The 24,419-nt window shown below is 62.0% G+C and carries 27 protein-coding genes; 20 read left to right on the forward strand and 7 right to left on the reverse strand.

Annotation, left to right across the window (positions count from 1 at the left end; genetic code table 11):
* Window positions 1-81: 81 nt before the first annotated feature.
* The 10 genes from nagZ to NKH06_RS01240 all read left to right on the forward strand — a co-directional run bounded on the left by nagZ (window position 82) and on the right by NKH06_RS01240 (window position 9,434).
* On the forward strand, window positions 82-1,101 hold the full coding sequence (gene nagZ / locus NKH06_RS01195; RefSeq protein WP_128304010.1) for a beta-N-acetylhexosaminidase: 1,020 nt from the start codon (window positions 82-84) through the stop codon (window positions 1,099-1,101).
* Window positions 1,102-1,163: 62 nt separating this feature from the next.
* Entirely contained in the window at window positions 1,164-1,964 is an 801-nt protein-coding gene (locus NKH06_RS01200) for a segregation and condensation protein A (RefSeq protein WP_352773778.1), read from the forward strand.
* Complete coding sequence (scpB, locus tag NKH06_RS01205) at window positions 1,961-2,728, forward strand: SMC-Scp complex subunit ScpB (RefSeq protein WP_128304011.1); 768 nt, start codon at window positions 1,961-1,963, stop codon at window positions 2,726-2,728. Before NKH06_RS01200 ends, scpB begins: the two co-directional genes overlap by 4 nt.
* 169 nt (window positions 2,729-2,897) lie before the next feature.
* Window positions 2,898-3,119 carry a twin-arginine translocase TatA/TatE family subunit gene (locus NKH06_RS01210; protein ID WP_023812188.1) on the forward strand — a complete coding sequence of 74 codons (222 nt, stop codon included), beginning with the start codon at window positions 2,898-2,900 and terminating at the stop codon, window positions 3,117-3,119.
* Between the two features lie 29 nt (window positions 3,120-3,148).
* On the forward strand, window positions 3,149-3,931 hold the full coding sequence (tatB, locus tag NKH06_RS01215) for a Sec-independent protein translocase protein TatB (protein WP_128304012.1): 783 nt from the start codon (window positions 3,149-3,151) through the stop codon (window positions 3,929-3,931).
* Window positions 3,928-4,803, forward strand: coding sequence for a twin-arginine translocase subunit TatC (tatC, locus tag NKH06_RS01220; protein WP_023812186.1), 876 nt, complete (start codon window positions 3,928-3,930; stop codon window positions 4,801-4,803). The genes tatB and tatC overlap by 4 nt, the downstream gene beginning before the upstream one ends.
* A 197-nt stretch (window positions 4,804-5,000) precedes the next feature.
* Complete coding sequence (serS, locus tag NKH06_RS01225) at window positions 5,001-6,305, forward strand: serine--tRNA ligase (protein ID WP_352609618.1); 1,305 nt, start codon at window positions 5,001-5,003, stop codon at window positions 6,303-6,305.
* Window positions 6,305-7,063 carry a 5'/3'-nucleotidase SurE gene (surE, locus tag NKH06_RS01230; RefSeq protein ID WP_023812184.1) on the forward strand — a complete coding sequence of 253 codons (759 nt, stop codon included), beginning with the start codon at window positions 6,305-6,307 and terminating at the stop codon, window positions 7,061-7,063. The genes serS and surE overlap by 1 nt, the downstream gene beginning before the upstream one ends.
* Window positions 7,060-7,719 carry a protein-L-isoaspartate(D-aspartate) O-methyltransferase gene (locus NKH06_RS01235; RefSeq protein WP_023812183.1) on the forward strand — a complete coding sequence of 220 codons (660 nt, stop codon included), beginning with the start codon at window positions 7,060-7,062 and terminating at the stop codon, window positions 7,717-7,719. Before surE ends, NKH06_RS01235 begins: the two co-directional genes overlap by 4 nt.
* 203 nt (window positions 7,720-7,922) lie before the next feature.
* Complete coding sequence (locus NKH06_RS01240) at window positions 7,923-9,434, forward strand: peptidoglycan DD-metalloendopeptidase family protein (protein ID WP_352891912.1); 1,512 nt, start codon at window positions 7,923-7,925, stop codon at window positions 9,432-9,434.
* Window positions 9,435-9,567: 133 nt separating this feature from the next.
* Here the strand turns inward: NKH06_RS01240 and NKH06_RS01245 are convergent, their stop codons facing one another.
* Window positions 9,568-10,458 carry an NAD-dependent epimerase/dehydratase family protein gene (locus NKH06_RS01245; RefSeq protein WP_352891914.1) on the reverse strand — a complete coding sequence of 297 codons (891 nt, stop codon included), beginning with the start codon at window positions 10,456-10,458 and terminating at the stop codon, window positions 9,568-9,570.
* 111 nt (window positions 10,459-10,569) lie between these two features.
* On the opposite strand from NKH06_RS01245, the gene NKH06_RS01250 reads away from it, so the two are divergent.
* On the forward strand, window positions 10,570-11,388 hold the full coding sequence (locus NKH06_RS01250; protein WP_023812180.1) for an AraC family transcriptional regulator: 819 nt from the start codon (window positions 10,570-10,572) through the stop codon (window positions 11,386-11,388).
* 39 nt (window positions 11,389-11,427) lie between these two features.
* Here NKH06_RS01250 and NKH06_RS01255 read toward each other — a convergent pair whose 3' ends face one another.
* Window positions 11,428-12,303 carry an ATP-binding protein gene (locus NKH06_RS01255; protein ID WP_352891916.1) on the reverse strand — a complete coding sequence of 292 codons (876 nt, stop codon included), beginning with the start codon at window positions 12,301-12,303 and terminating at the stop codon, window positions 11,428-11,430.
* A gap of 275 nt (window positions 12,304-12,578) precedes the next feature.
* Between NKH06_RS01255 and yajC the strand changes: the two genes are divergently transcribed.
* The 7 genes from yajC (at window position 12,579) to NKH06_RS01290 (ending at window position 19,472) form a co-directional block, all read left to right on the forward strand.
* Entirely contained in the window at window positions 12,579-12,917 is a 339-nt protein-coding gene (gene yajC / locus NKH06_RS01260) for a preprotein translocase subunit YajC (protein ID WP_023812178.1), read from the forward strand.
* A 29-nt stretch (window positions 12,918-12,946) separates the two neighbouring features.
* Window positions 12,947-14,071 carry a SecDF P1 head subdomain-containing protein gene (locus NKH06_RS01265; RefSeq protein ID WP_155930585.1) on the forward strand — a complete coding sequence of 375 codons (1,125 nt, stop codon included), beginning with the start codon at window positions 12,947-12,949 and terminating at the stop codon, window positions 14,069-14,071.
* A 125-nt stretch (window positions 14,072-14,196) separates the two neighbouring features.
* The gene (gene secDF, locus NKH06_RS01270) at window positions 14,197-16,746 is read left to right on the forward strand and encodes a protein translocase subunit SecDF (RefSeq protein ID WP_128304016.1); all 2,550 of its coding nucleotides are present in this window, start codon (window positions 14,197-14,199) and stop codon (window positions 16,744-16,746) included.
* A gap of 28 nt (window positions 16,747-16,774) precedes the next feature.
* A complete protein-coding gene (locus NKH06_RS01275) occupies window positions 16,775-17,167 on the forward strand; it encodes an Mth938-like domain-containing protein (RefSeq protein ID WP_023812175.1) in 393 nt (130 codons plus the stop codon).
* A 1-nt stretch (window position 17,168) separates the two neighbouring features.
* The gene (locus NKH06_RS01280) at window positions 17,169-18,011 is read left to right on the forward strand and encodes a phytoene/squalene synthase family protein (RefSeq protein ID WP_164892931.1); all 843 of its coding nucleotides are present in this window, start codon (window positions 17,169-17,171) and stop codon (window positions 18,009-18,011) included.
* Window positions 18,012-18,147: 136 nt separating this feature from the next.
* The gene (locus NKH06_RS01285; RefSeq protein ID WP_348629836.1) at window positions 18,148-18,522 is read left to right on the forward strand and encodes a hypothetical protein; all 375 of its coding nucleotides are present in this window, start codon (window positions 18,148-18,150) and stop codon (window positions 18,520-18,522) included.
* The gene (locus NKH06_RS01290; RefSeq protein ID WP_352891919.1) at window positions 18,522-19,472 is read left to right on the forward strand and encodes a sterol desaturase family protein; all 951 of its coding nucleotides are present in this window, start codon (window positions 18,522-18,524) and stop codon (window positions 19,470-19,472) included. The genes NKH06_RS01285 and NKH06_RS01290 overlap by 1 nt, the downstream gene beginning before the upstream one ends.
* A gap of 8 nt (window positions 19,473-19,480) precedes the next feature.
* Here the strand turns inward: NKH06_RS01290 and NKH06_RS01295 are convergent, their stop codons facing one another.
* The 5 genes from NKH06_RS01295 to NKH06_RS01315 all read right to left on the reverse strand — a co-directional run bounded on the left by NKH06_RS01295 (window position 19,481) and on the right by NKH06_RS01315 (window position 22,465).
* On the reverse strand, window positions 19,481-19,813 hold the full coding sequence (locus NKH06_RS01295; protein ID WP_352891921.1) for a type II toxin-antitoxin system RelE/ParE family toxin: 333 nt from the start codon (window positions 19,811-19,813) through the stop codon (window positions 19,481-19,483).
* Window positions 19,797-20,087 carry a type II toxin-antitoxin system ParD family antitoxin gene (locus NKH06_RS01300; RefSeq protein WP_128304019.1) on the reverse strand — a complete coding sequence of 97 codons (291 nt, stop codon included), beginning with the start codon at window positions 20,085-20,087 and terminating at the stop codon, window positions 19,797-19,799. The genes NKH06_RS01295 and NKH06_RS01300 overlap by 17 nt, the downstream gene beginning before the upstream one ends.
* Window positions 20,088-20,160: 73 nt before the next feature.
* On the reverse strand, window positions 20,161-21,579 hold the full coding sequence (gene trmFO, locus NKH06_RS01305; RefSeq protein ID WP_352439910.1) for a methylenetetrahydrofolate--tRNA-(uracil(54)-C(5))-methyltransferase (FADH(2)-oxidizing) TrmFO: 1,419 nt from the start codon (window positions 21,577-21,579) through the stop codon (window positions 20,161-20,163).
* 555 nt (window positions 21,580-22,134) lie between these two features.
* Complete coding sequence (locus NKH06_RS01310) at window positions 22,135-22,275, reverse strand: DUF1127 domain-containing protein (protein WP_013531314.1); 141 nt, start codon at window positions 22,273-22,275, stop codon at window positions 22,135-22,137.
* A 49-nt stretch (window positions 22,276-22,324) separates the two neighbouring features.
* Window positions 22,325-22,465, reverse strand: a complete 141-nt coding sequence (locus tag NKH06_RS01315; RefSeq protein WP_013531315.1) for a DUF1127 domain-containing protein — start codon at window positions 22,463-22,465, stop codon at window positions 22,325-22,327.
* Between the two features lie 236 nt (window positions 22,466-22,701).
* Between NKH06_RS01315 and NKH06_RS01320 the strand changes: the two genes are divergently transcribed.
* The gene (locus tag NKH06_RS01320; protein WP_352891923.1) at window positions 22,702-23,820 is read left to right on the forward strand and encodes a DUF2157 domain-containing protein; all 1,119 of its coding nucleotides are present in this window, start codon (window positions 22,702-22,704) and stop codon (window positions 23,818-23,820) included.
* Complete coding sequence (locus NKH06_RS01325) at window positions 23,817-24,401, forward strand: GDYXXLXY domain-containing protein (RefSeq protein WP_352439912.1); 585 nt, start codon at window positions 23,817-23,819, stop codon at window positions 24,399-24,401. The genes NKH06_RS01320 and NKH06_RS01325 overlap by 4 nt, the downstream gene beginning before the upstream one ends.
* The last annotated feature ends 18 nt before the right edge of the window (window positions 24,402-24,419 follow it).

Below are 24,419 nucleotides of genomic sequence, written 5' to 3' on the forward strand. Positions count from 1 at the left end.
CATGGGGAAAGCAGATCCGGCATTGTCCCGGATGAATCCCTGGCGATTCCCTTTGATCGCACAAAGCCCTAAACTGCCGACATGACCGAATCAAAATCCATGATCCTCGGCTGTGCCGGGAAATCGCTTACCCGCGAAGAAATCAATTTCTATCGCAATGAATGCCCGTGGGCCTTCATCCTGTTTGCGCGCAACATTGGCGAGACCGAACAGATCCGCGATCTGGTCGCCGAGATGCGGGACTGCCTAGGGCGTCCGGACGCGCTGGTGTTCATCGATCAGGAAGGCGGCCGTGTGCAGCGCTTGCGACCGCCGCTGGCACCGAACTATCCCGCCGGCGGCGCGCTCGGCGCGCTGTGGCGCGACGATCATGATGCCGGCGCCCGAGCGGCCTGGCTGATGGCGCGGCTGCATGCCTTCGACCTGCTGCGCTACGGCATCACAGCCGATTGCCTGCCGGTGCTCGATGTGCCGATCGAAGGCGCCAGCGATGTCATCGGCGCGCGGGCCTATGGCAAGGATCCGCGACCGGTGATCGAGCTCGGCCGCGCAGCCGCGGAAGGGCTGATGTCGGGCGGCGTGCTGCCGGTCATGAAGCATATTCCGGGTCATGGACGTGCCTTTGCCGACACGCATTTCGAACTGCCGGTGGTCAATGCCTCGCTCAGCGATCTGCAGCGGCATGATTTCGCCCCGTTCAAGGAGCTTAGCCATCTGCCGATGGCGATGACAGCCCATGTCGTCTACAGCGCGATCGACCCCAACAATCCGGCGACCACCTCCGGCAAGGTCATCGACGAGATCATCCGGCGCGAAATCGGCTTCGACGGACTGCTGATGAGCGACGACACCTCGATGAAGGCACTTTCTGGGGATTTCCCGACAAAGGCGGCCTCGATCCTTGCGGCGGGCTGCGATCTGGTCCTTCACTGCAACGGGGTTTTTGAGGAGATGGCCGGCATCGCATCGCGCACCATGGGGCTTGAGGGCACGTCGCTGGAGCGCGCAAAGCGGGCGCTGACCTATATAAAGAACCGTGACACGGTTGAAGAAACCGAAATACGTGCCGAATTCGCCACCTACTTCGATGCGGTGGCATAGCAAAGGGAAAGCGACAGGCAGTGGCGGAAACATTGGAAAGCAAGGCCGCGAAGGCCGCACCGATGGACCGTCTGTGGGCCGAGAATGACGATTCACGCGTTACCGGCGACCCGTCGCTGGTCGTCGACGTGGCCGGCTTCGAAGGTCCGCTCGATCTTCTGCTGCATCTTGCCCGCACCCAGAAGGTCGATCTGGCTCGCATTTCGATCCTGGCGCTGGTCGAGCAATATCTGACCTTTGTCGAGACGGCGAGGGCGCTCAGGCTGGAGCTTGCCGCCGACTATCTGGTGATGGCGGCGTGGCTGGCCTTCCTCAAGTCCAAGCTCCTGGTCCCCAAGCAGCCCGGCGACGAGGGCGAAAGCGGCGAGGAACTGGCGGCGGTGCTGCAGTTCCGCCTGAAGCGGCTGGAAGCCATGCGCGACGCCTCGGCGCGTCTGGTCAACCGCAACCGGCTCGGCCGAGACGTGTTTGCGCGCGGCATGCCGGAAATGGTCATCGTCGAAAAGCGTAACGCATATTCGGCCTCGCTCTACGATCTCTTGACCGCCTATGCCCAGCAGCGCCAGAAGCAGGCGATCAACAATGTGACCATCGCCAGGCGCGGTGTCTGGTCGCTCAAGGACGCGCGCGACATCCTGACCCGCCTGGTCGGGGCTGCAAGCGACTGGACGGCGCTGGAGAGTTTTCTGATCGCATACATGACCAGTCCCGAGGAGCGGCGCACGGCGATCGCCAGTTCGTTTGCGGCCACGCTGGAGCTGGTGCGCGACGGCACGATGGACGTGCGGCAGGATCAGACGTTCGCGCCGATCTACCTGCGCGGCCGCACGCAGGCAATCAAGGCAGTCGAGGTGGCATCATGAGCGAACGCTTCAACGCTTCGGTTGTCCCGTTCAAGGTCGGCGATGAACCCGAAGAGGAGTTGCTTTCCCAGGATCCGGCCGAGCAGCAGCTACAGAACCCGGCCGAACGGCTGCATCTGGCCGAGGCCGTGCGCATGGCCGAGGCGATCGTGTTCGCCAGCGCTGAACCCGTCAGCGAAAAGCAGCTTGCGGCCCGCCTCCCTGACGGCATCAACATTGCCCTGGCCATGGCCGAGCTGCAGCAGATCTATGCGCGGCGCGGCGTCAATCTGGTGCGTGTGGGCGACGCCTGGGCGTTCCGCACCGCCGGCGACCTGGCTTTCCTGATGAGCCGCGATACCGTCCAGCAAAGGAAGCTCTCCCGCGCGGCTCTCGAAGTGCTGGCGATCATTGCCTATCACCAGCCGGTGACGCGTGCCGAGATCGAGGACATCAGGGGCGTGGAGACCTCAAAAGGTACGCTCGACACGCTGCTGGAAACGGAATGGGTGCGCATGCGCGGCCGGCGAAAGACGCCCGGACGCCCTGTGACCTACGGCACGACGGAGACCTTCCTCGACCATTTCGCGCTGGAAGAGATTCGCGATCTTCCTGGCATGGAGGAACTGAAGGGGGCCGGACTGCTTTCGGGCCGCATGCCGTCGAATTTCTCCATTCCGCAGCCGCCGGCCGATCCCGACGCATTGACCGACGACGAGGATGCGCTGACCGATATCGATCTCGAGGAACTCGGCCTGCTGACGCCGCGCGTCACGGAAGATTGACTGGCATTGGCGGCGAACTTGATGAGGATGCGCGGATTCGTAGCGGGCGTTCCCGTCGAAAATGCGTGACATCCGTCACCCTTTCATAAACTCTGTCGCAGTTGTGTTTGAATCCCAACGCGAAAACGCATAGATCATCGCCAGGGAAAACATTCGAGAGAGATTTGCTATGGGTTCATTTTCGATTTGGCATTGGCTGATCGTGCTGGTGATCGTGCTTTTGGTGTTTGGCCGCGGCAAGATTCCCGAGCTGATGGGCGATATGGCCAAGGGCATCAAGAGCTTCAAGAAGGGCATGGCCGACGACGAGGTTGCCGAAGACAAGCGCACCGTCGAACACCGTGCCGACGAGACCGTTGCGGCCGCGAAGGAAAAAGCCAGCAAGAGCTGAGCCAAAGGTTCTAGTCGGAACAGAGTGCCATGTTTGAAGTCGGCTGGACCGAAATGCTGGTCATCGCGATCGTCATGATCGTGGTCGTCGGACCCAAGGATTTGCCCAATATGCTGCGCACCTTCGGCCGCACGACGGCGAAGCTGCGCGCCATGGCGTCCGATTTCCAGAAACAGTTCAACGAGGCGCTGAAGGAAGCCGAGCTCGACGACGTCAAGAAGTCAGTCGACGAGCTCAGGGGTCTCAGCCCGATGGCCGAGATCAGGAAGCAGCTCAATCCGTTCGAACAGGCCGCGGCCGATGTTCGCTCCGGCGTCGATGCGGCGATGAAGCCGAAGCCGGCCGATCCGGCAAGCTCTGTCGCTTCGACCCCGCAGGCGGCCGAGCCGTTGAAGAACGGTGCAACGACCATGCCTGGCGTCAACGGACCGGAAGCAGCGCCAGCAGCGCCGATTTTCCCGGCGATGACCGACGAATCGGTGGTGACGACGTCAGTACCGGCGGCACCTGTCGTGGCGCCGAAGGCATCCGCGGCGAAGAAACTAACCAAGCCTGCACCGGCAAAAGCGACGCCGGCTGCAAAAGCTTCGGCAAATGGTGCAAAGGTTGCCGCGAAGGCAGCGTCTGCGTCCAAGACGCCGGCGAAGGCCGTGACGACGGCACAGCCTGAAACGCTCAGGGCCAAGACGCCCGCTGCGGCCAAGGCTATCGCGGCCAAGACTGTAGCGACCAAGACGGGGGCGAAAGCCGAACCGAAGCTTGCAGCGGTGAAGAAGCCGGTGGCCAAGAAGACGGCTGGAGCCGCCAAGTGAGCGTTTCGGACACCGAAAAGGACGAGATCGAGAAATCGTCGGCGCCGCTGATGGAGCATCTGATCGAGTTGCGCCGGCGGCTGATCTGGTCGCTGGGCGGCTTCTTCGTTGCCTTCCTGGTCTGTTTCTTCTTCGCCAAGAAACTGTTCAACCTCCTGGTCGTGCCGTTCAAATGGGCGACGCAATGGGCAGGGCTCGATCCGCACAAGGTCGAGCTGATCTACACGGCGCCGCAGGAATTCTTCTTCACTCAGGTCAAGCTCGCCATGTTCGGCGGCATGGTGATCGCCTTTCCGCTGATTGCCACGCAGATCTACAAGTTCATCGCGCCCGGCCTGTACAAGAACGAGCGGAATGCCTTCCTGCCGTTCCTGATCGCGTCGCCGATCCTGTTCCTGATGGGTGCGTCGCTGGTCTATTTCTTCTTCACGCCGATGGTGATGTGGTTCTTCCTCGCCATGCAGCAGGCCGGCACCGACGATCAGGTGCAGATTTCGCTGCTGCCGAAAGTGTCGGAATATCTCAGCCTGATCATGACGCTGATCTTTTCCTTCGGCCTGGTGTTCCAGCTGCCGGTGGTGACCAGCCTGATGACACGGGTCGGCATGCTGTCGTCCAAGGGACTGGCCGAGAAGCGCAAATGGGCGATCGTCATTGCCTTCGTCGTCGCGGCGATACTGACGCCGCCCGATCCGATGAGTCAGATCGGCCTGGCCATCCCGACCATCCTTCTCTACGAGGTGTCCATCTGGGCTGCCCGGCTGATCGAGCGCGATCGGGAAAAGCAGCGCGTGGCACGCGAGAAGCAGGATGCGGCGGACGAGGTGGCGGACAAAGCACCGGACGAGCCCCCGGCACCTGCCTCCTCATAGGCAACAGAGCGGCTGCAGCGGCGGAAAAACATAGTCGTCGCCCCGCCCATCTTGCATCGATCTCGGATGCGGTTTACGCCCTCTGGCTGAAACGCATCGCGCTCAAAGCGATGCGTTTCAGTTTTGTTTTGAGCATATCGTTGTCCCAAAATCGCTGTGCACTTTTGGGCGACATGCTACCCAGGAGCGTTCAAACCATGCTTGACATCAAATGGATTCGCGACAACCCGAAGGCCCTTGTCGAGGCGCTGGTGAAGCGCTCGTGGTCGGCCGGTGAGGCGCAGTCCATGGTCGACGGACTGATCGCCTCGGACGAGGCGCGGCGCGAGCACGTTACCGAACTGCAGACCAAGCAGGAGCGCCGCAATGCCGCGTCGAAGGAGATCGGTAACGCCATGCGTTCGGGCGATGCCGCCTTGGCCGAAAAGCTGAAAGCCGAAGTCGGCGAGATCAAGGTCTTCATCCAGAACGGCGAGGCGCGCGAACGCGAGCTCGACAAGGCCCTGACCGATGCGCTGGCAGTGCTTCCCAACGTGCCGTTCGACGACGTGCCTGTCGGCAAGGACGAGCACGACAATGTCGTCAAGCACCTCGTCGGCAAGGTGCCGACGCGGCCGAACTGGGTGAAGGAGCACTTTGAGATCGGCGAAGCGCTCGGCATGATGGATTTCGAGCGCGCGGCAAAGCTGTCGGGCTCGCGCTTTACGGTGCTGAAAAGCGGACTGGCCCGGATGGAACGTGCGCTCGGCCAGTTCATGCTGGACCTGCATACGACCGAACACGGCTACGAAGAAGTCATCCCGCCGTTGATGGTCAAGGACGATGTTCTGTTCGGCACCAACCAATTGCCTAAGTTCGAGGAAGATCTGTTCTTCACGCCGCACGGGGAGGGCAGGCTTGGCCTGATCCCGACCGCCGAGGTCCCACTCACCAACCTTGTGCGTGAAGAAATCACCGCGCATGAAAAACTGCCGCTGCGCTACACCGCGCTGACGCCGTGCTTCCGTTCGGAAGCGGGTTCGGCCGGGCGCGACACGCGCGGCATGCTGCGCCAGCATCAGTTCTACAAGGTCGAGCTGGTGTCGATCACCGATCAGGAATCGTCGCTTGCCGAGCACGAGCGGATGACGCAATGCGCCGAGGAAGTGCTGAAGCGGCTCGGCCTGCCGTTCCGCACCATGACGCTGTGCACCGGTGACATGGGGTTTGGTGCGCGTAAGACCTACGACATCGAGGTCTGGCTGCCCGGCCAGAACGCCTATCGCGAGATCTCGTCCTGCTCGGTGTGCGGCGATTTCCAGGCGCGCCGCATGGACGCGCGCTACAAGGACAGGGACGGCAAGGGCAACCGCTTCGTGCACACGCTCAACGGCTCGGGCACAGCCGTTGGCCGCGCGCTCATCGCTGTCATCGAAAACTACCAGAATGAAGATGGCAGCGTAACCATTCCTGAAGTGCTGCGGCCTTACATGGGCGGTCTGGAAAAGATCGAAGCGAAATAATGCGCATTCTCCTGACCAATGACGACGGCATTCATGCCGAGGGACTGGCGTCGCTCGAACGCGTCGCACGTACGCTGTCCGACGATGTCTGGGTGGTGGCGCCCGAGCAGGACCAGTCCGGCTATGCGCATTCGCTGTCGATCTCGGAGCCGCTGCGGCTGCGCAAGATTGGCGAGAAGCATTTTGCCGTGCGCGGCACGCCGACGGATTGCGTCATCATGGGCGTCAAGAAGATCCTGCCTGGCGCACCCGACCTGATCCTGTCCGGCATCAATTCGGGCGCCAACATCGCCGACGATGTCACCTATTCCGGCACCGTCGCCGGCGCCATGGAGGGTGCGCTGCTCGGCATCCGCTCGATCGCGCTCAGCCAGGGCTACAGCTATGTCGGCGAAGATCGCGTCGTGCCCTACGAGACGACAGAAGTGCTGGCGCCGGCGCTGCTGAAGAAACTTGTCGCGACGCCGTTGCCGGACGGCGTGCTGCTCAACGTCAATTTTCCCAACTGCACGCCCGAAGAGGTCGCGGGCACGGTGGTCACCACGCAAGGCAAGCTCGTGCACTCCCTGTGGGTCGACGAGCGCCGCGACGGGCGCGGCCTGCCTTACTACTGGCTGCGCTTCGGCGGCGAGCCGGTCGAGGGCAAGCAAGGCACCGATCTCTACGCGTTGCGCAACAGGCTGGTGTCGGTGACGCCGCTGCAGCTCGACCTGACCGCGCATGAAATCCGTGACCAATTGAGCAAGGCGCTTGCATGAACCAAGGCCTCCCGATCGATGACCGCGAAGGTTTTGCTGCCTTTCTGCTGCGCCTGCGCGGCCGGGGGACTGTGCCGAAGGCGCTGATCGCGGCCTTCGAGGCGACGCCGCGGCGCGGCTTCCTGGCGGCCCAGTTCCATCAGATCGCCTGGTCGGACCGTATGCTGCCGATCGAATGCGGCGAGGCGATCGAAGGTGCCGACATGCAGGCGGCGGTGATCGCGGCGCTCGCTATCGAGCAGGGCAACCGCGTGCTCGAGATCGGCACCGGCTCGGGCTACACTTCGGCGGTGATGTCGCGGCTGGCGGCGCGGGTCATCACCACCGATCGCTACAAGACGCTCGCCGAGCAGGCGCGGCAGCGCTTCGAGGCGCTCGGCATCGGCAATGTGATCGTGCGCCACGCCGATGGTTCCGGCGGGCTGCCGAATGAAGGGCCATTTGACCGTATCGTCGCCTGGGCTGCCTTCGACAGCCTGCCGCGCTTCCTGCTCGACCAGTTGTCGAGCGGCGGTATCGTCATCGCTCCGATCGGCCCCGAAGAGGGCGAACAGGTGCTGGCCAAGCTGACCAAGGTCGGCAGCCGCTTCGAGCGTGAAGACATCGGCCTCGTTCGCCTGCAGCCGATCCTGCGCGGTGTCGCCGCTGTCATCTAGCGCGTATGTCGATGTTCAGGCCGCGCCGCGTCGGGTGCGCGCGCCGTCTTCGACCCCGGCCGGCATGACCTGAAAATCTCCCCTGGGCTCGCTCTCTAATATTTTAAGAAAAATTGCGTCGGATTCCATGGGGTTAACCGTCGAGTAACATTAACGCGCTTTAATCATGCCTAGTTTGTACCGGGTATGTGCGGGTTAGTGCGATGCAACTCAGTGTTTTGAAGACAAACGGTCGCAATCTGGCGCGAGGCTGCGCCATACTGATGGTCGCGGGTGCCGCTGCGGGGTGCAGTTCCCAGGTTTCGCGGTTCAATGGCGTCGACGATGTCTTTACATCCTCGACCAACAATCAGCGCGCCATCATCAACAAGCAGGATGCCGTACAGCAGCCCTATCCGGGCGATGTCGCCGCCGCTCCGATCGATGGCAGCCATACACAGTCGGTCAGCCGCTCCAGCCTCGATCCGGTCTCGACGCGGCCGCTGCCGCCGCCGGTTGCCCAGGCTTCCGAAGTGGCGCCGGTGTCGAAGCCGGTACGCACCGCATTGGCCCCGGCACCGCATGTCGACAGGACCACGACCGGCACCGTCGCCCCAGTGGCGTCGCCTTTCAAGGTTTCGCAACCTGACGAACCCCGCGTGGCTGCTTCCGGCACTCCGCATGCAACCGAGATCGTCGTCAGGGACGGCGAAACGATCGGCGGCCTGGCGCAGCGCTACAAGGTGCCGTCCGACGTGATCATGAAGGTCAACGGGTTGAGCGCGACCAAGGGGCTGAAGACCGGCCAGAAGCTGGTCATCCCGGCCTACGCCTATTCGAGCAAGAGCGAGCCGAAGCTCGCGGATGCCAAGCCGGCGAAAGACACCAAGCACAACCTGCCGGCCACCGCGCCCGACAAGGTGGCCGTCCTGCCGCAGCAGCCGAAGCCTAGGGAGGGCAAGTCCGCCGCTCCGGTCGACACGTCGGCCGCCGCGAGCCAGCCCAAGGAGCCCAAGCCGCAGGTAGCTGCGGCCAAGGCGACCAATGCAGCTGGCACCTATACGGTTCAGTCGGGCGACACGCTTTCCTCGATTGCCAGGAAGACCGGCGTCGGCGCCACTGCGCTGAAGCAGGCCAACGGCATGAAGGATGGCTTGCTCAAGATCGGCCAGACGCTGAAGGTGCCGGCCGGTGGAACCGCGACCGCCGCCGCTGCCAAGCCGGCCAAGGTCGATCCGGTGACGACGGCCACGACGCAGCCCGCGGCAAAGACCACGCCGTCGGAAACGCTGGCGTCCTACACGCCGCCGAAAAAGGATTCCAAGGTCATCCAGCAGGCCGAGGCCGACGATGCCGTCGCGCCAGACGCCACCGGCATCGGCAAGATGCGTTGGCCGGTGCGCGGCCGCGTGATTTCCGGTTTCGGCTCCGGCAAAGACGGCGTTGACATCGCCGTACCCTCTGGCACACCGGTCAAGGCAGCCGAAAACGGTGTCGTCATCTATGCCGGCGACGGCCTCAAGGAATTCGGCAATACGGTGCTGGTGCGCCACGAGAATGGCCTGGTCACCGTCTATGGCCACGCCAGCTCGATCGAGGTCCAGCGCGGCCAGAAGGTCAAGCGCGGCCAGGAAATCGCGCTGTCGGGCATGAGCGGCACAACGGACTCGCCGAAGCTGCACTTCGAAGTGCGCAAGAACTCGGCGCCAGTCGATCCCTCCGGCTATCTCGAATAGTCGAGGCTATCTCGAATAGAAGAAAAAAAGCAATTTTGCGGGCCGTCTGACCTCCAGTCCGGCCCGCCGGCTCAGCCCGTTCCGAAAGGAGCGGGCTTTTTCAGCTTCAACGCGACGCGCCAGTCTTCAAGCTTCAAAGATGATCACGCAGGGTGTCGGCGATCATGACGCCAAGGCTGCTGGCCTTGATGCCGAGAAGCGTCTCCGCGTCGGAGGAATCGACCAGCAAGGGATTGTCGAAGAGGTAGCTCATTTCGATGACCTCATGCATGCCCGATGCCTCCATTTCGGGGATGGAATAGGAACGTGTCTCTGGAATTTCACGGTGAAGCATTGCCGCCGTCGTTAGGATGAGTTCCCGTGGTGAGGCGTGTTGCGATGGAACATGGAATGCTCGTCCCCATTCGCCCGTGTAGCGGGAAGCGGCGACCAGTGTCCTGGCCACGTCCTTCGTGAAGGACCAGGCATGAGTCGCGTCGAGGTTTCCAATGAAAGCAGTCGGCCTCCCCTCGATTATGGAGGGCAGCGCGACCAGTGAGAAAGAGCTGATCGCGCCATGTCCAAGATAATCGCTGGACCGCACTTCGACTGCCGGCACGTCCGCACGGACCGCGCGCTGCCACATGATCGTCCGGGCGGTTCCTTTCTTCGAAGTCGGATCCAGAGACAGGTCGGAGTGAAGCGGACTATCGGCATGTTCGCCATAGCCATAGAGGTTTCCGAGTATCACAAGCTTCGCGCCGACCGCTTCCGCGGCCCGCACGGTGCCGTCGATGATTGGGAAAAAGTCGGTCGGCCACCGGTGATAGGCGGCCATGGCACACATGAAAACGGCGTCGGCGTTTCGGCAGATACGCGCCAGTTCAACGCCATCGGTGGCATCGGCCTGCACCGCCCGGACGTTCCGCAACCCGTTTGAGCCGACACTCCGGCTCGTGAGAACGACATCATGTCCTTCTTCTCCCAGAAGGCGCGCGGTCTCGTGCCCGACCGGGCCTGCTCCGACAACTACATAAAAACCCATGGCAACCTCTCGTCCAAACTCTATGGAGAGGCGTAGGTACATGTCCCCGGCATTGAAAATCGCGCGGAAATTGCCAATTCTTGGACAGGTTTTGCCATGAAGTGAGAAAGCATGCATTCGCAGTCTGTTCCGGCTCGATTTCCGCCCGACGTCACAATGGCCTTCTGGCATATCGAAGCGGGCGTCCATCGTCTCTCCAAAGCGGCCCATCATCGCATCATGGTGCATGCAAGCGCGGCGACGCGTTCCTACTGCAATGAGGTTGGTCGATATTTCGTGAGGCGCGCCGGCGATATTGACCTGGTGCCCGCTGGCCAAGAGGGCGGTTTCGAGACTGAAACCCCGTTCGACACGATCGAGATCGCGTTACAACCAGCCCTGATGGAAAGGGTGGCGGCTGAGCTTGGCGGCAAGGCGCGCGCATTGCCGCTCGACACACGTCACCTGCTTCGTGATCAGCGCATCCAACATCTCGCCCGAGCACTCGAGAGCGATGTCAACGCAAACTCACCGAGTGGACCTTTGTTTGCCGACAGCATTGGCGCAGCTCTTGCGGTGAGGCTGCTCGGTCTTGACAATCTCGATGTCGACCGAAGAAACCGGTTGTCAGATGCCCAGCTCAAGCGTGTGTTGGAGCATATTGAGGCTGGCCTGCACGAGCCCCTTTCGATCCTCCGACTGAGCCGAGTTGCCGGGGCGAGCAGCTCGCACTTGCGGGCTTGGTTCAAGGCGGCGACAGGCTTCACCCTGCACCGGTACGTGTTGCGACGCCGGGTCGAACGCGCACGCGTCCTGCTCCGGCGCGGGGATCTCAGCACAAGCGAGGTTGCGGAATTGACGGGCTTTGCGCACCAGTCACACCTGGCGCATTGGATGCGTCGTGAGATCGGCCAAACGCCGCGTGACTTGCGGCGGTCGCAGCCCAAATGATCTTGTCATTGGATGGCGTTGGCGACGCCACCCAACGTATCAGTCCCTCAGTGGCTTGCCGAGCCGGCCAGCCAGGTCCTGGGTGAACTGCCAGGCGACGCGACCTGAGCGGCTGCCGCGGGTGGTCGCCCATTCCAGTGCTTCGGCGCGCAGTTGCTCGGGATCCACGACAAGGCCATGGTGCCTGACATAGCCGTCGATCATGTCGAGATACTCGTCCTGCGAACATTTGTGGAAGCCGAGCCACAGCCCGAACCGGTCGGACAGCGACACTTTTTCCTCGACCGCCTCGGACGGGTTGATGGCGGTCGAGCGCTCGTTGTCGATCATGTCGCGGGGCAAAAGATGCCGGCGGTTCGAGGTGGCATAGAAGATGACATTGGCGGGGCGGCCCTCGACGCCGCCTTCGAGCGCTGCCTTGAGCGATTTGTAGGAGGTGTCGTCATGGTCGAAGGAGAGGTCGTCGCAAAACAGGATGAAGCGGAAGGGCGCCGCCTTGAGCAATCCCATCAGCTTCGGCAGCGTGTCGATGTCCTCGCGGTGGATTTCGATCAGCTTCAACGGCAGGTCGGACTTGGTCCTGGCGTTGATCTGGGCATGCACGGCCTTGACCAGCGACGATTTGCCCATGCCGCGCGCGCCCCACAACAATACGTTGTTGGCCGGATAGCCGCCAGCGAAGCGTTCGGTGTTGTCGACAAGGATGTCGCGGACGCGGTCGACGCCACGGATCAGGCCGATGTCGACGCGGTTAACCCTGCGCACCGGTTCCAGATAGCCCGGATCGGCCTGCCAGACGAAGCAATCGGCCGCGCCGAGGTCGGTTTGGGGTACCGGCGGCGGGGCAAGACGGCTCACCGCCTCGATCAGCCGGTCGAGTTTCTGGTTCAGGGCTTCAATGCTGCTGTCGGTCATGGCTGTCTTTTGTTTCGCGTTTTGACGTGTGGGGGCGTGAAGCTGGCCGATTCCGTCTGATACAAAACCGGCTGCAACCTTTTGTTCGAGCGTGATCTTTTCCAAAAACTGGCTCGCGCTTTTCGCGATCCTGCTCTAACACGGCTCAACAGGCCGGAAAAGCAGCCGATTTGGGCGGCCGCGCAGTTGCATTGACAACTTTACCGACTATATTCCGGCCAAATTTCAAGGGGCCGCCAGATTGGCGGCTGTTTTCAAAATTCAGGAGTACCTCGATGTTCGTGACACCGGCATACGCCCAAGGCGTCGGCGCTTCTCCAGACATGTTCATCAGCATTTTGCCGTTTGTCCTGATTTTCGTGATCATGTATTTTCTGATCATCAGGCCGCAGCGCACGCAGCTGAAGAAGCGCGGCGAGATGCTGGCCGCGGTCCGTCGCGGCGACACGGTCGTCACCGGCGGCGGCTTCGTCGGCAAGGTGACCAAGGTGATCGACGACAACGAGCTCGAGATCGACCTCGGCGGTGGCATGAAGGTGACGGCGCTGCGTTCCACGATCGCCGATGTGCGCGTCAAGGGCGAGCCGGTCGCCAACCAGAACGCCAAGAAATAACCGAATTGTCGGCGGAGGGATCCGCCAGCATGCCTGACGGAGGACGCCATTTGCCGCCTTCTTCGCGCTTCAGGATAGTTCTGATCTGTGTGGCTGCGGTCATTACAGCAGTGCTTGATGTGTCCATCCTTTTCGCGGCAAGTCCGCTCGCGAAGCAGCCTTATTGGGCACCAAAAATCCAGACGGCGATTGGCCTCGATCAAAAGGGCATTTCGCGCTTCGTATTCGGCCTGGATCTGGACGAATTGATCAAAGGCAGGCTGGAGACGACCCAAGACGAAATCCGCTCACTGCTGCGTTCCGCTCACATCGGCTATACCGGTCTGGCTGTATCGGGTCGCGCGGTTCAGGTACACATTTCGGATGCCGCTCAGCTTGTTTTGGCCAAAGTAACGCTAAAGACACTGACCGATCCGTCTGCCGATGATGACGCAGTCCAGGAGCTGGTGCTGGATGAGTCCGGACCAGTCTTGCTCAAATTCGTCATCACGGGCGCCGGCATCAAATACCTAACGTCCGCGGCTTTGAAGCAGTCAGTGGAGGTCATCAAGCATCGCATCCATGACTTCAGGAGGGTTGAATCGGGCATTTCGGAGCCGATCGTGCGGCAGCAAGGCGATGATCGGATTATGGTCCAAGTGTCGGGCCTCAAGGATTCGCATAGGCTAAGTAATATCCTTGTTCGTGCCGCCAAGCTGACTGTCCAGATGATTGATGGATCGATGCCGGTGAAAGACGCGCTTAATGGGCCGCTGCCCAATTCGTCCAGCATGCTTTATTCACACGACGATCCGCCGGTCCCCTACCTGATCGAGAACCGTGTCATCGTTTCGGATGACAACCTGATCAATGCGAAGCCGGCCTACAGCCCGCAAAGTAACAAGCCGATTGTCCTGTTTCGGGTCGATTCAAAAGGAACCGCACGGCTAAGCCGGGAGACCTCGCAGAATGTCGGCAGTTCGTTTGCAGTCGTGCTGGACGGTCGGGTGGTTTCAGTACCGGTAATCCGCGAGCCCATCCTTGACGGCATCGGCCAGATATCGGGCAATTTCACTGTCGAGGACGCTAACGATCTCGCCGTGCTATTACGCAATGGCCGCTTACCCGCACGATTGACAATAGTTGAAGAAAGTCCGATGGCAGCACCAAAGTGACCGCCTTGTGCTCGACAACCACAGATGCGCGGATGAATGGTGAGCCGGTGGCGAACCAGAATGCCAAGAAATAACCGAATTTTAGGCGGAGCGATCCGCGGACACGCTCTGACGGACGACGCCATATGCTGTATTTTTCGCGCTTCAAGATGATCCTGATCTGGGTGGCCGTGGCCATCACGGTGATCCTCGCCGCGCCCAATCTCATCCCCGCAAGCACTTTGGCCAAGCTTCCCGACTGGGTGCCGAAGCGGCAGATGACGCTCGGCCTCGATCTGCAGGGCGGCTCGCACATCCTGCTGGAGATGAATCAGAACGATCTGATCAAGGACCGGTTGGAGACGACGCGCGACGAAATCCGCACGCTGCTGCGTGACGCCAAGATCGGCTACACCGGCCTCGCCGGCACCGGACGTGTCTTGCAGGTCCGTATCACCGATCCCGCCCAGATCGATGCCGCCAAGACGGCGCTGAAGACGCTGACCGATCCGGTCGCTGCCGGCCTGTTCACCGGCGGCTCCATCCAGGAAATGACGCTCGATGATTCCGAGCCCGGCCTGCTCAAGTTCAACGTCACCGACGCCGGCATCAAATATCGCACATCGACGGCGCTGACGCAGTCGATCGAGGTGGTCGAGCGCCGCGTCAACGAACTCGGCACGACCGAACCTATCGTGCAGCGACAGGGCGACGACCGTATCCTTGTCCAGGTGCCGGGTCTTCAGGACCCGCAAAGGCTGAAGGAAATCCTCGGCCAGACCGCCAAGCTGACCTTCCAGATGGTCGACCAGTCGATGCCGGTGCAGGATGCCCTCAACGGCCGTCCGCCAGCCGGCTCGTCGGTGCTGTACTCGCAGGACGATCCGCCGGTTCCGTATCTGATCGAAAATCGCGTCATCGTCTCGGGCGAAAACCTCGTTGACGCACAGGCGACATACAATTCGCAGAACAACGAGCCGGTGGTGTCGTTCCGCTTTGATTCGAAAGGGGCGGCGCGCTTCGGCCAGGCCACTGCGCAGAATGTCGGCAAGCTGTTCGCCATCATCCTCGACAACCAGGTGATTTCGGCGCCGCAGATCCGCGAGCCGATCCTCGGCGGCACCGGCCAGATATCCGGCAACTTCACCGCCCAGAGCGCCAACGACCTTGCGGTGCTGCTGCGCGCCGGTGCGTTGCCCGCAACGCTTACGGTCATCGAAGAACGCACGGTGGGTCCGGGCCTTGGCCAGGATTCGATCCATGCCGGCAAGGTCGCCGGCATCATCGGTTCTATCCTCGTCGTCGCCTTCATGTTCGTCGCCTACGGCTTCCTCGGCTTCCTGGCCAACATCGCGCTGGCGGTGCACGTGGCGATGATCGTCGGCGTGCTCTCGTTGCTTGGCGCGACGCTGACCTTGCCTGGTATCGCCGGTATCGTGCTGACCATCGGCATGGCGGTCGATTCCAACGTGCTGATCTACGAACGAATCCGCGAGGAGCGACGCGCCGGCCGCTCCGTGATCCAGGCGATCGATACCGGTTTCACCAAGGCGCTGGCGACCATCGTCGATTCCAACATCACTTCGCTGATCGCCACCGTGGTGCTGTTCTATCTCGGTACCGGGCCGGTGAAGGGCTTTGCCATCACTTATGCCATCGGCATCCTGACGACCGTGTTCACCGCTTTCACCTTCACCCGGCTGCTGGTCTCGATCTGGCTGCGCCGGGCTCGCCCGAAGGAACTGCCGCGCGCGCCGGTGACCTTCGTTCCGCCCGGCACGAAAATTCCGTTCATGGGCATCCGTCGCTGGACGTTCACGCTGTCAAGCGCACTGTCGATCCTCTCGGTGGTGATGTTCATGACCGTCGGCATCAATTACGGCATCGATTTCAAGGGCGGTTCGCTGATCGAGGTACAGGCCAAGAGCGGCAATGCCGACCTCGCCGACCTCCGCTCGCGCCTGACCGAGCTCAACATCGGCGAAGTCCAGGTCCAGCAGTTCGGTACGCCCAACGACGTGTTGATCCGCGTCGGCACGCAGGATGGCGGCGAGAATGCCGAGCAGACCGTCATCGACAAGGTGCGCGGCGAACTGCAGGACAATTATGACTTCCGCCGCGTGGAAGTGGTGGGACCGACAGTCTCCGGAGAACTCGCCAAGCAAGGCACCATCGCCATGCTGATCGCGCTGCTCGGCATCCTGGTCTATGTCTGGTTCCGCTTCGAATGGCAGTTCGCGGTCGGCGCCATCGTGGCGACGGTGCACGATGTGGTCATGACACTTGGCTTCTTCGTCATCACCGGGCTGGAGTTCAACCAGTCGTCACTGGCGGCGATCCTGACCATCATCGGCTATTCGCTGAATGACACGATCGTGGTCTATGACCGTGTTCGCGAGGATCTGCGAAAATACAAGCGGATGCCGCTGCCGCAACTGTTGAACAACGCCATCAACGAGACTCTGTCGAGGACGACACTGACATCGGTGACGACGATCCTGGCGCTGCTGGCGCTGGTGCTGTTCGGCGGCGAGGTGATCCGCTCGTTCACCATGGCCATGCTGTTCGGCGTCGTCTTCGGCACCTATTCCTCGATCTTTATCGCCGCACCGCTGCTGATCCTGTTCAAGTTGCGGCCGCAGGCAACTGCCGACGAGGAGAAGCCGGTCAATGGCGGCAAGGCGGTCGCGACCTGACGCGCCGCCCCGAAGGGATGACAGAACGATGACCAGCAAAGGCATCGTCATCCGCGAGGCGCATTTTCCGGGCCGCGCGCCGATCGAAGCCTACGGCAATGGCGGGTTCCGCTTTGCCGACATGTCGCACCGTGGTTCGCTCATGTGCCTGCCATCCGGCATCCATGGTTGGGAACCGGCTGATCCCCTGGCGCTGACGGTGGCGGATTTCGACAGGCTGCTGGCTGAGGCCGACAAGGTCGAAATCCTGCTGGTCGGCATGGGCAGGGATCTCAGGCCATTGCCCGCCGCATTGCGGGCCGCGCTGAAGGCCGCCGGCATTGCATCCGACCCGATGTCGACGGGGGCCGCGGTGCGGACCTACAATGTCCTTCTGGCGGAAGAGCGCGCGGTGGCCGCAGCGCTCATTGCCGTCGATTGACATGTCTCGAAGCGCTGAAATCGTCATGGACGCGGTGCGCGCCACCGACCATGACCGCTATCTGACCGCGCTCTATGCAACGGCGGACAAGCGCGACGCGCTGTTTTCGCTCTATGCCTTCAATGCCGAGATCGCAGGCATTCGCGATCGCATCCATGAAGCGCTGCCGGGCGAAGTGCGGCTGCAGTGGTGGCGCGATGTCATTGCCGCCGGCGGCGAGGCCGGCGCCGGCCATCCCGTTGCCGAAGCCTTGAACGCCACGATAGCGACGTTCGGCCTTCCGGAGCCGGCCTTCGAGAACATGCTCGATGCGCGCATCTTCGACCTCTACGACGACCCGATGCCGTCGCGCACCGATCTGGAAGGCTATTGCGGCGAGACGGCCGCAGCACTCATCCAGCTTGCGGCGATGGTGCTCGATCCCGTCGAGGCGCCGCGCTTTGCCGATCTGGCGGGCAGGGCAGGCTGTGCGCAGGCGATGACCGGCCTGCTGCTGCTGTTGCCGCTGCATCGCCGGCGCGGACAGTGTTTTGTCCCGGCCGATATCCTTGCAGCGGCCGGCTCTTCGCCGCAGGAGTTCGTTGCCGGTGATGGCGGACCCGGCGCCAAACGCGCGGTGGCGGCGATGATGGCGCTGGCACGGGAACATCTTTCCGCCTTCGAGCGAGGCGCTCCGGCTCTGCCTGTATCGCTGCGTCCGGCATTCCTGCCGCTCGCCCTGTCACGTGCCTATCTCGGCAAGATGGAGAATGGTTCGCCGCTCGAAGGCGTGGCGCGGCTGTCGGCCTTGCGCCGGCATTGGCTGCTGCTGCGTCGCGCGAGCAAGGGCTGGCCTGCGCTTTGACGTAAACGTCAATCATGTTAAGACGTCCCCGCGCCAAACTGTTGCTGAAGACAACAGGCCGGCCCGGAGGAGATGAATGAGCTTACCCATATTGGTAGCGATCGTTACCTTCGGCATCGCGCTGTCGGTTGCGGCGGTGCATTTCACCGGCGGCAGCAAGACGGCGACGCTCAGCAGTGTCGATCGCGCAGTGAGCCGATTCACTGAGGATTTTCCCGACGAGATCGCGACGGTGGTCCGCCTGACAGCGGATGCCAAGACGGCGTTTCTGGATATCGGGCGAGGGCGCATCGGCATCGTTCACAGCATCGGCGATCGCTTTTTGACCCGCATCGTCTCGCCTCAGAATGTCGCGGTTTTGAACGCCGGAGATGCGAACACGGTTTCGCTGCGGCTCGCCGATTTCACCTGGAAGGGCGGCCGCTTCCGCTTTGCCAGCTCAACGGATGCACAGGGCGTGCTGAAAGCGCTTGAGCCGCAAGGTTCAAATTCCACTGGGCAGGCCGCGTGATGGACAGCTACAATTTCCCGCAAGTCACCCAACTGGCCATCCCGTTCTTCGTGGTCGCGATCCTGATCGAGCTTTGGTTGGTGCGCACCGGCCGCGCCAGGGATTCGTTCGAGACGCGCGACACCTTGACCAGCCTGATGATGGGCACCGGCAATGTCGTTGCCGGGCTGCTGCTTGGCGTCGTGTCCTACTGGGCACTGCTGTGGCTGTGGCAATTCCGCGTCTTCAATCTCGGCCTGTCGGTCTGGGTGTTCCTGGCCGCCTTCCTGCTCGATGATCTGCGCTACTACGTCTATCATCGCATCGCGCACCGGGTGCGCTGGGTGTGGGCCGAACACGTAAACCACCATTCCAGCCAGCACTACAATCTGTCGACGGCGCTCAGGCAAAGCTGGACCGGTCTGTTCACCTTCATGTTCGTTTTGCAGGCGCCGCTGGTGCTGCTCGGCTTCCACCCGGCGGTGATTGCCTTCACCTTCGGCTTCAACCTTGTCTGGCAGTTCTGGATCCGCACCGAGACGATCGGCAAGATGTGGAGCTGGTTCGAGTTCGTCTTCAACACGCCGTCACACCACCGCGTCCATCACGCCACCAATCCGCGCTACCTCGACGCCAACTATGCCGGCACGCTGATCATCTGGGATCGCGTGTTCGGCACCTTCGTCGGAGAACTGGAAGAAGACCGGCCGCGCTACGGCATCGTCAGGAATCTCGGCACCTTCAATCCGCTGAAAGTGGCGTTCCATGAATGGATCGGCATGTTCAGGGATGCCTTTGCGCCCGGTCTGACGTTGAGCGACCGCCTGAACTATCTGATCAAGCCGCCGGGCTGGAGCCATGACGGCTCGCGCGAAACTTCCGAGACATTGAAAGCTGCCTATGTCAGGCGAAATCCTGATGAGGCGGGCAAGCCGGGGTTGCCGGCGGCTGGTGTCGAGCCAGCCGAATAACCATCGCCTCAGGATGGTTCGCTCGACCCGCCCTCGCGCATCAGCGTTTCATAGTCGCGACCGCCATGGAAGATGTTGACGATGCGGACGAAGTTATCGTCGATGATGTAAGCGATGACTGCAGAGTGCTCGAACGGAACTGTTCGCAATCCTGGCAGGATGTCGTCGCGGGAACGACCGCCGCGAGGCGCGTTGCCGATGCTCTGGCACCGGTCTTCGATGCGCAGAACGAACTTCAGCGCGACGTCAGGACTTCCACTGGCTTCGACTATATGTCTGAAAATGTTGGCCAGATCATTTCTGGCATCTTCACGATACTCGACCTCAAGCCGCCGAATCATCGGCACGGCTCGAATACTGGGCGAAGAGTCCCCGGAGGTGAGTGCGAACCTCTTCTCCCGAATGGCCCGGCCTTGTATCCTCGATCGACGCCTTCACCCGGGCTCTGATCGACGCCATGCGCTCGGCATGCTCTTCCTCTTCGCGCTGGAAGGCGCGAAGGGCTGCACGGATGACTTCGCTGGCCGATCCGAAGGAGCCATCTTCGACCTTTTCGCGGATCATGCGCGCCATTGCGGGCGTGACGGTGACCGATAGTTTCTCGGCGGATTCCATGGCTGTCTCTCTTAGGCAAGAAGTGAGATAGTATCCTACTTGACGCCTATGGTCCAATCAGAGAGGAAGCTGGCTACTCTGCAGCTTCGGCCGTTTCCGTTTGCGCCGCCAATCCCAGCCATTGCCGGCAATCGGCGCGTGCGCGCGATGTGATGGCATGCCGCTTGGCGACGGTCTTGTCCTTGCCGCGCATGCGCTTGCCCTCGGTCTTCGGCGCTTCCACAGGCGGGAACAGGCCGAAATTGACGTTCATCGGCTGGAAAGAGCGCTTTCCCGGCTCGTCATCCGAAACGATGTGGCCGCCTGTGATGTGGTTGAGCAGCGCGCCGAAGGCCGTGGTCAGCGGCGGCAGCGACGGCGCATGGCCGAGCCTTTCCGCGGCGGCGAAACGGCCGGCGAGCAGGCCGATCGCGGCACTCTCGACATAGCCCTCGCAGCCGGTGATCTGGCCGGCAAAACGCAGGCCGGGGCGCGACTTCAGCTGCAGCGAAGCGTCGAGCAAGGTCGGCGAGTTGATGTAGGTGTTGCGGTGCAGGCCGCCGAGGCGGGCGAAATCGGCGTTTTCGAGACCCGGTATGGTGCGGAACACGCGCACCTGCTCGGCGTGCTTCAGCTTGGTCTGGAAGCCGACCATGTTATAGAGCGTGCCCAGCGCATTGTCCTGCCGCAGCTGGACGACGGCATAGGCCTTCACCGTCGGATTGTGTGCATTGGTCAGCCCCATCGGCTTCATGGGGCCGTAACGGAGCGTCTCGACGCCGCGTTCGGCCATGATCTCAATCGGCAGGCAGCCGTCGAAATAGGGCGTGCCTTCCCATTGCTTGAATTCGGTTTTCTGGCCGTCGACCAGCGCCTGAACGAAGGCAAGGTACTGGTCCTTGTCCATCGGGCAGTTGATGTAGTCCTTACCGGTGCCGCCGGGCCCGACCTTGTCGTAGCGCGACTGGAACCAGCAAATGTCCATGTCGATCGTGTCGAAGTGGACGATCGGCGCGATGGCGTCGAAGAAGGCTAGCGCATCGGCGCCGGTCGCTTCCGCGATCGACTGGGCAAGTGAGGGCGCGGTCAATGGACCCGTGGCGATGATCGCCTGGTCCCAATCCGCCGGCGGCAGGCCCGGCACTTCCTCGCGCTGGATTGATATCAGCGGGTGCGCTTCAAGCCTTTTCGTCACCGCGTCGGCAAATCCGTCGCGGTCGACGGCGAGCGCGCCGCCAGCAGGCACCTGGTTGGCGTCGCCGGCGCTCATGATCAGCGAGCCGGCCAGCCGCATTTCGGCATGCAACAGGCCGACGGCATTGTTGTCGGCGTCGTCGGAGCGGAAGGAGTTCGAACAGACCAACTCGGCCAGGCTGTCGGTCTTGTGCGCATCGGTGCCGCGAACGGGCCGCATTTCATGCAGGATGACGGGCACGCCGGCCTCGGCTGCCTGCCATGCGGCTTCGGAACCGGCGAGGCCGCCGCCGATGATGTGGATTGGGTTTTTGCTCATGAACGCCGGAATAATCGCTTGGTGCGGCGATTGCAATTGCCGTGCGCGGTGCGGAGCAAACAGCTGCTGATCGGAGCGCCCCTGAAAACAACAACACCCGCCGGGGGAGGAGGTCCGGCGGGTGTCGTTTTTGGGGTCGACCCTCGGGAGGAGGTGAAGGCCGACCATATTCGTCATCGCCGGGGAGGAGGTCGGCTTTGACGAAAACTCTTTCGCTAATTTTGAAAGGGGCGAAACCCTTCTGGGGCCGGGAAACAGCGCCCGCCGCGGGAGGAGGTGCGGCGGGCGCCGTTTTGGTGGCCAACCTTCGGGAGGAGGTGAAGGTCGGACCTATTCGTCATTGCCGGGGAGGAGGTCGGCTTTGACGAAATCTCTTTCGCTAATTTTGAAAGGGGCGAAACCCTTCTGGGCAAATTTGATTTGCCCCGGGGAAACAGCGCCCGCCGCGGGAGGAGGTGCGGCGGGCGCCGTTTTTGTGGTCAACCCTTGGGAGGAGGTAAGGGGTGACCGTATTCGTCAAGGTCGGGGAGGAGGTCGACCCTGCCGAAATTCTGTCTAGATCGCCTGGCGGGCGATGATCTTGATTTCGTCGCGGACGATACCGAGATCATGCAGCTGGCGGTTGGAAAGGCGACCCAGCTCGGTAACCGTCTCGCGATAAACGCGCCAGTTACGATAGTTGCGGATCAGGTTCATTGTCGTTCTCTTTTTCAAAACTGGTTCGGACCATTCGCGGTCCGAAGAATTAGACCGCCTTGCGAGCGACGTAAGGAATGTCGCTGCGGCTGATGCCGAGGTCGGTCAGTTCACGGTTGCTCAGGCGGCTCAGCTCGGACACGGTGTCCCTGTAGCGGCGCCAGTTGCGGTAGTTGCGGATCAGGTTCATGGTAGTTCTCGTTTCGTCTTTCTTGCGGATCATTCCGTTTGTGTACGAACTATAAATAGGCGGAACCATATCGATTTAAAAGCGCTATGGCTGCATGGCAGCAATGCAAATTGTGCAATGCAGCATTAACGGGCGTTCACGGACCTGACACAAAGAAACCCGAATCGGAAAATGCCGCCGCGTCAACGATTTGACCGGATCGGCTGAAAAAAGACCAAACGTGGGGGAGACACAGCATGGCGAGCTATTCGTCGCGGGTCAGGGCGGATATCGCGCGCTGGCTGCAGGCCGGGCTGATCGACGCCGCCACAGCCGATTCGCTTTCGTGCAATGTCGAGGCCAACGCGCGCGAGTCGCTTAGCTTCGGCTCTATCCTGGCAATGATGGCCGCCTTGCTGTTCGGCGCCGCCATCCTGATTTTCGTCGCCGCCAACTGGGACGCGATCCCGCGCCTGGCACGCGTGGCGGCACTGTTTGCCGTCATCCTCGGCGGCTATGTCGGCGGCGCGGTGCTGAAGACCCGCGACCATCCGGCGCTCGGCGAAGCGCTGTGGATCGTGGCGGCCGCGGCTTTCGGCGGCTCGATCGCGCTGATCGGCCAGATCTATCATCTCTCGGGCGACGAGGCGTCTGCTCTGGTCACCTGGGGCGCCGGCACGGCGCTGGCGGCGGTTGCGCTGCGTTCGAATCCGCTGACGGTCGCTTCGGTCGGCATCGCCGATGCCTGGCTGTTCCTCAAAGGCTTCGACTACTACAGCCGCAGCGAATTTCCGCATGCCTTCGTGATCATGGCGATCGTGCTGTTTGCCGTATCGTTCTGGACCCGCAGCCAGGCGGCGCGCCACCTGATCATCCTGTCGGTTCTGTTCTATCTTGTGCTGCTCGTCACCAACCACGACACGCTGCAGGTGGCTATCCCGCTGGTCGTCGTCTCGGCGCTGCTGTTCGCGGCCTCGGTCTTCGCGCCGGATCCGGTCGACCGGGTCGTGCAGCTCGGCGGCCGCTTGCCCTTGCACGCACTGCTCGGCTTCCTCACCGGCCTCGCAATGATCCAGTTCGAACTCGCCGACGAGAGCACCTACAACAGCGGTTTTGCCCTCGCTTCGGTGATCGCGCTTGCCGGCATTGTCGGGGCAATCGTGCTGGCGGGACGGGAGAGCCGTGGGCTGCGCTGGTTTGCCTATCTTGGCTTCGCCTTCGAACTCGCCATCATCTATGTGGTGACCTTGCAATCGATGCTCGATACAGCCGGCTTCTTCCTGGCCGCCGCAGTGCTGCTCGGCATCCTTGCGATCGTCATCATCCGCGTGGAAAAGCGTATGAAAGGTCCAGATGCCAAAGGAGCCACGGCATGATCACCGGGAAAAGGCTTGTCATCTCGGCACTGCTGCTGGCGCTCGTCCAGATCGGCTTCCTGAGCTGGATCATCGCCGGCCGCGCGGCGATCCTGCGCAACGGCAAAGAGGTGCTTCTGAAGATCGAGCCCGTCGATCCGCGCGACCTCCTGCGCGGCGATTATATTATCCTGGGCTACGATATTTCGCGCATACCGGTGAAAATGATCGCCAACATTCCGCCCGACAAGTTTTCCAGCGACGACACCTCGATTGTCGTGCGCCTGAAGAAGGGCTCCGACGGCTATTGGCAGCCGACGACAGCCTGGTTCGGCAAGGCGCCGAAGCCGGCCGCTGCGGACGAGGCCGATATTTTAGGCCACATCGCCGAGGGCTGGGATCTTCGCGGCGAAGGGATGACCATCGCGCCGGACTATGGCATCGAACGCTTCTATCTGCCGGAAGGCGAGGGGATGGCGATCCAGAACGACATGCGGGTGCGGCCATTCGGCATCCGTCTTGCGCTCGCCGGCGACGGCACCGCGCAGATCAAGGCGCTGGTGGACGGCGACAAGACGCTGTTCGAGGAACCACTCTACTAAGTCCCTTATTTGCAGTGG

Source organism: Mesorhizobium sp. M1342 (assembly GCF_040317955.1).
Lineage (GTDB): Bacteria > Pseudomonadota > Alphaproteobacteria > Rhizobiales > Rhizobiaceae > Mesorhizobium.

Excerpts from the sequence above, each read along its gene's own strand:
- nagZ (WP_128304010.1), top strand. The coding sequence starts at position 82 with ATGACCGAATCAAAATCCATGATCCTCGGCTGTGCCGGGAAATCGCTT.
- NKH06_RS01200 (WP_352773778.1), top strand. The coding sequence starts at position 1,164 with ATGGACCGTCTGTGGGCCGAGAATGACGATTCACGCGTTACCGGCGAC.
- scpB (WP_128304011.1), top strand. The coding sequence starts at position 1,961 with ATGAGCGAACGCTTCAACGCTTCGGTTGTCCCGTTCAAGGTCGGCGAT.
- NKH06_RS01210 (WP_023812188.1), top strand. The coding sequence starts at position 2,898 with ATGGGTTCATTTTCGATTTGGCATTGGCTGATCGTGCTGGTGATCGTG.
- tatB (WP_128304012.1), top strand. The coding sequence starts at position 3,149 with ATGTTTGAAGTCGGCTGGACCGAAATGCTGGTCATCGCGATCGTCATG.
- serS (WP_352609618.1), top strand. The coding sequence starts at position 5,001 with ATGCTTGACATCAAATGGATTCGCGACAACCCGAAGGCCCTTGTCGAG.
- surE (WP_023812184.1), top strand. The coding sequence starts at position 6,305 with ATGCGCATTCTCCTGACCAATGACGACGGCATTCATGCCGAGGGACTG.
- NKH06_RS01235 (WP_023812183.1), top strand. The coding sequence starts at position 7,060 with ATGAACCAAGGCCTCCCGATCGATGACCGCGAAGGTTTTGCTGCCTTT.
- NKH06_RS01240 (WP_352891912.1), top strand. The coding sequence starts at position 7,923 with ATGCAACTCAGTGTTTTGAAGACAAACGGTCGCAATCTGGCGCGAGGC.
- NKH06_RS01245 (WP_352891914.1), bottom strand. The coding sequence starts at position 10,458 with ATGGGTTTTTATGTAGTTGTCGGAGCAGGCCCGGTCGGGCACGAGACC.
- NKH06_RS01250 (WP_023812180.1), top strand. The coding sequence starts at position 10,570 with ATGCATTCGCAGTCTGTTCCGGCTCGATTTCCGCCCGACGTCACAATG.
- NKH06_RS01255 (WP_352891916.1), bottom strand. The coding sequence starts at position 12,303 with ATGACCGACAGCAGCATTGAAGCCCTGAACCAGAAACTCGACCGGCTG.
- yajC (WP_023812178.1), top strand. The coding sequence starts at position 12,579 with ATGTTCGTGACACCGGCATACGCCCAAGGCGTCGGCGCTTCTCCAGAC.
- NKH06_RS01265 (WP_155930585.1), top strand. The coding sequence starts at position 12,947 with ATGCCTGACGGAGGACGCCATTTGCCGCCTTCTTCGCGCTTCAGGATA.
- secDF (WP_128304016.1), top strand. The coding sequence starts at position 14,197 with ATGCTGTATTTTTCGCGCTTCAAGATGATCCTGATCTGGGTGGCCGTG.
- NKH06_RS01275 (WP_023812175.1), top strand. The coding sequence starts at position 16,775 with ATGACCAGCAAAGGCATCGTCATCCGCGAGGCGCATTTTCCGGGCCGC.
- NKH06_RS01280 (WP_164892931.1), top strand. The coding sequence starts at position 17,169 with ATGTCTCGAAGCGCTGAAATCGTCATGGACGCGGTGCGCGCCACCGAC.
- NKH06_RS01290 (WP_352891919.1), top strand. The coding sequence starts at position 18,522 with ATGGACAGCTACAATTTCCCGCAAGTCACCCAACTGGCCATCCCGTTC.
- NKH06_RS01295 (WP_352891921.1), bottom strand. The coding sequence starts at position 19,813 with ATGATTCGGCGGCTTGAGGTCGAGTATCGTGAAGATGCCAGAAATGAT.
- NKH06_RS01300 (WP_128304019.1), bottom strand. The coding sequence starts at position 20,087 with ATGGAATCCGCCGAGAAACTATCGGTCACCGTCACGCCCGCAATGGCG.
- trmFO (WP_352439910.1), bottom strand. The coding sequence starts at position 21,579 with ATGAGCAAAAACCCAATCCACATCATCGGCGGCGGCCTCGCCGGTTCC.
- NKH06_RS01310 (WP_013531314.1), bottom strand. The coding sequence starts at position 22,275 with ATGAACCTGATCCGCAACTATCGTAACTGGCGCGTTTATCGCGAGACG.
- NKH06_RS01315 (WP_013531315.1), bottom strand. The coding sequence starts at position 22,465 with ATGAACCTGATCCGCAACTACCGCAACTGGCGCCGCTACAGGGACACC.
- NKH06_RS01320 (WP_352891923.1), top strand. The coding sequence starts at position 22,702 with ATGGCGAGCTATTCGTCGCGGGTCAGGGCGGATATCGCGCGCTGGCTG.
- NKH06_RS01325 (WP_352439912.1), top strand. The coding sequence starts at position 23,817 with ATGATCACCGGGAAAAGGCTTGTCATCTCGGCACTGCTGCTGGCGCTC.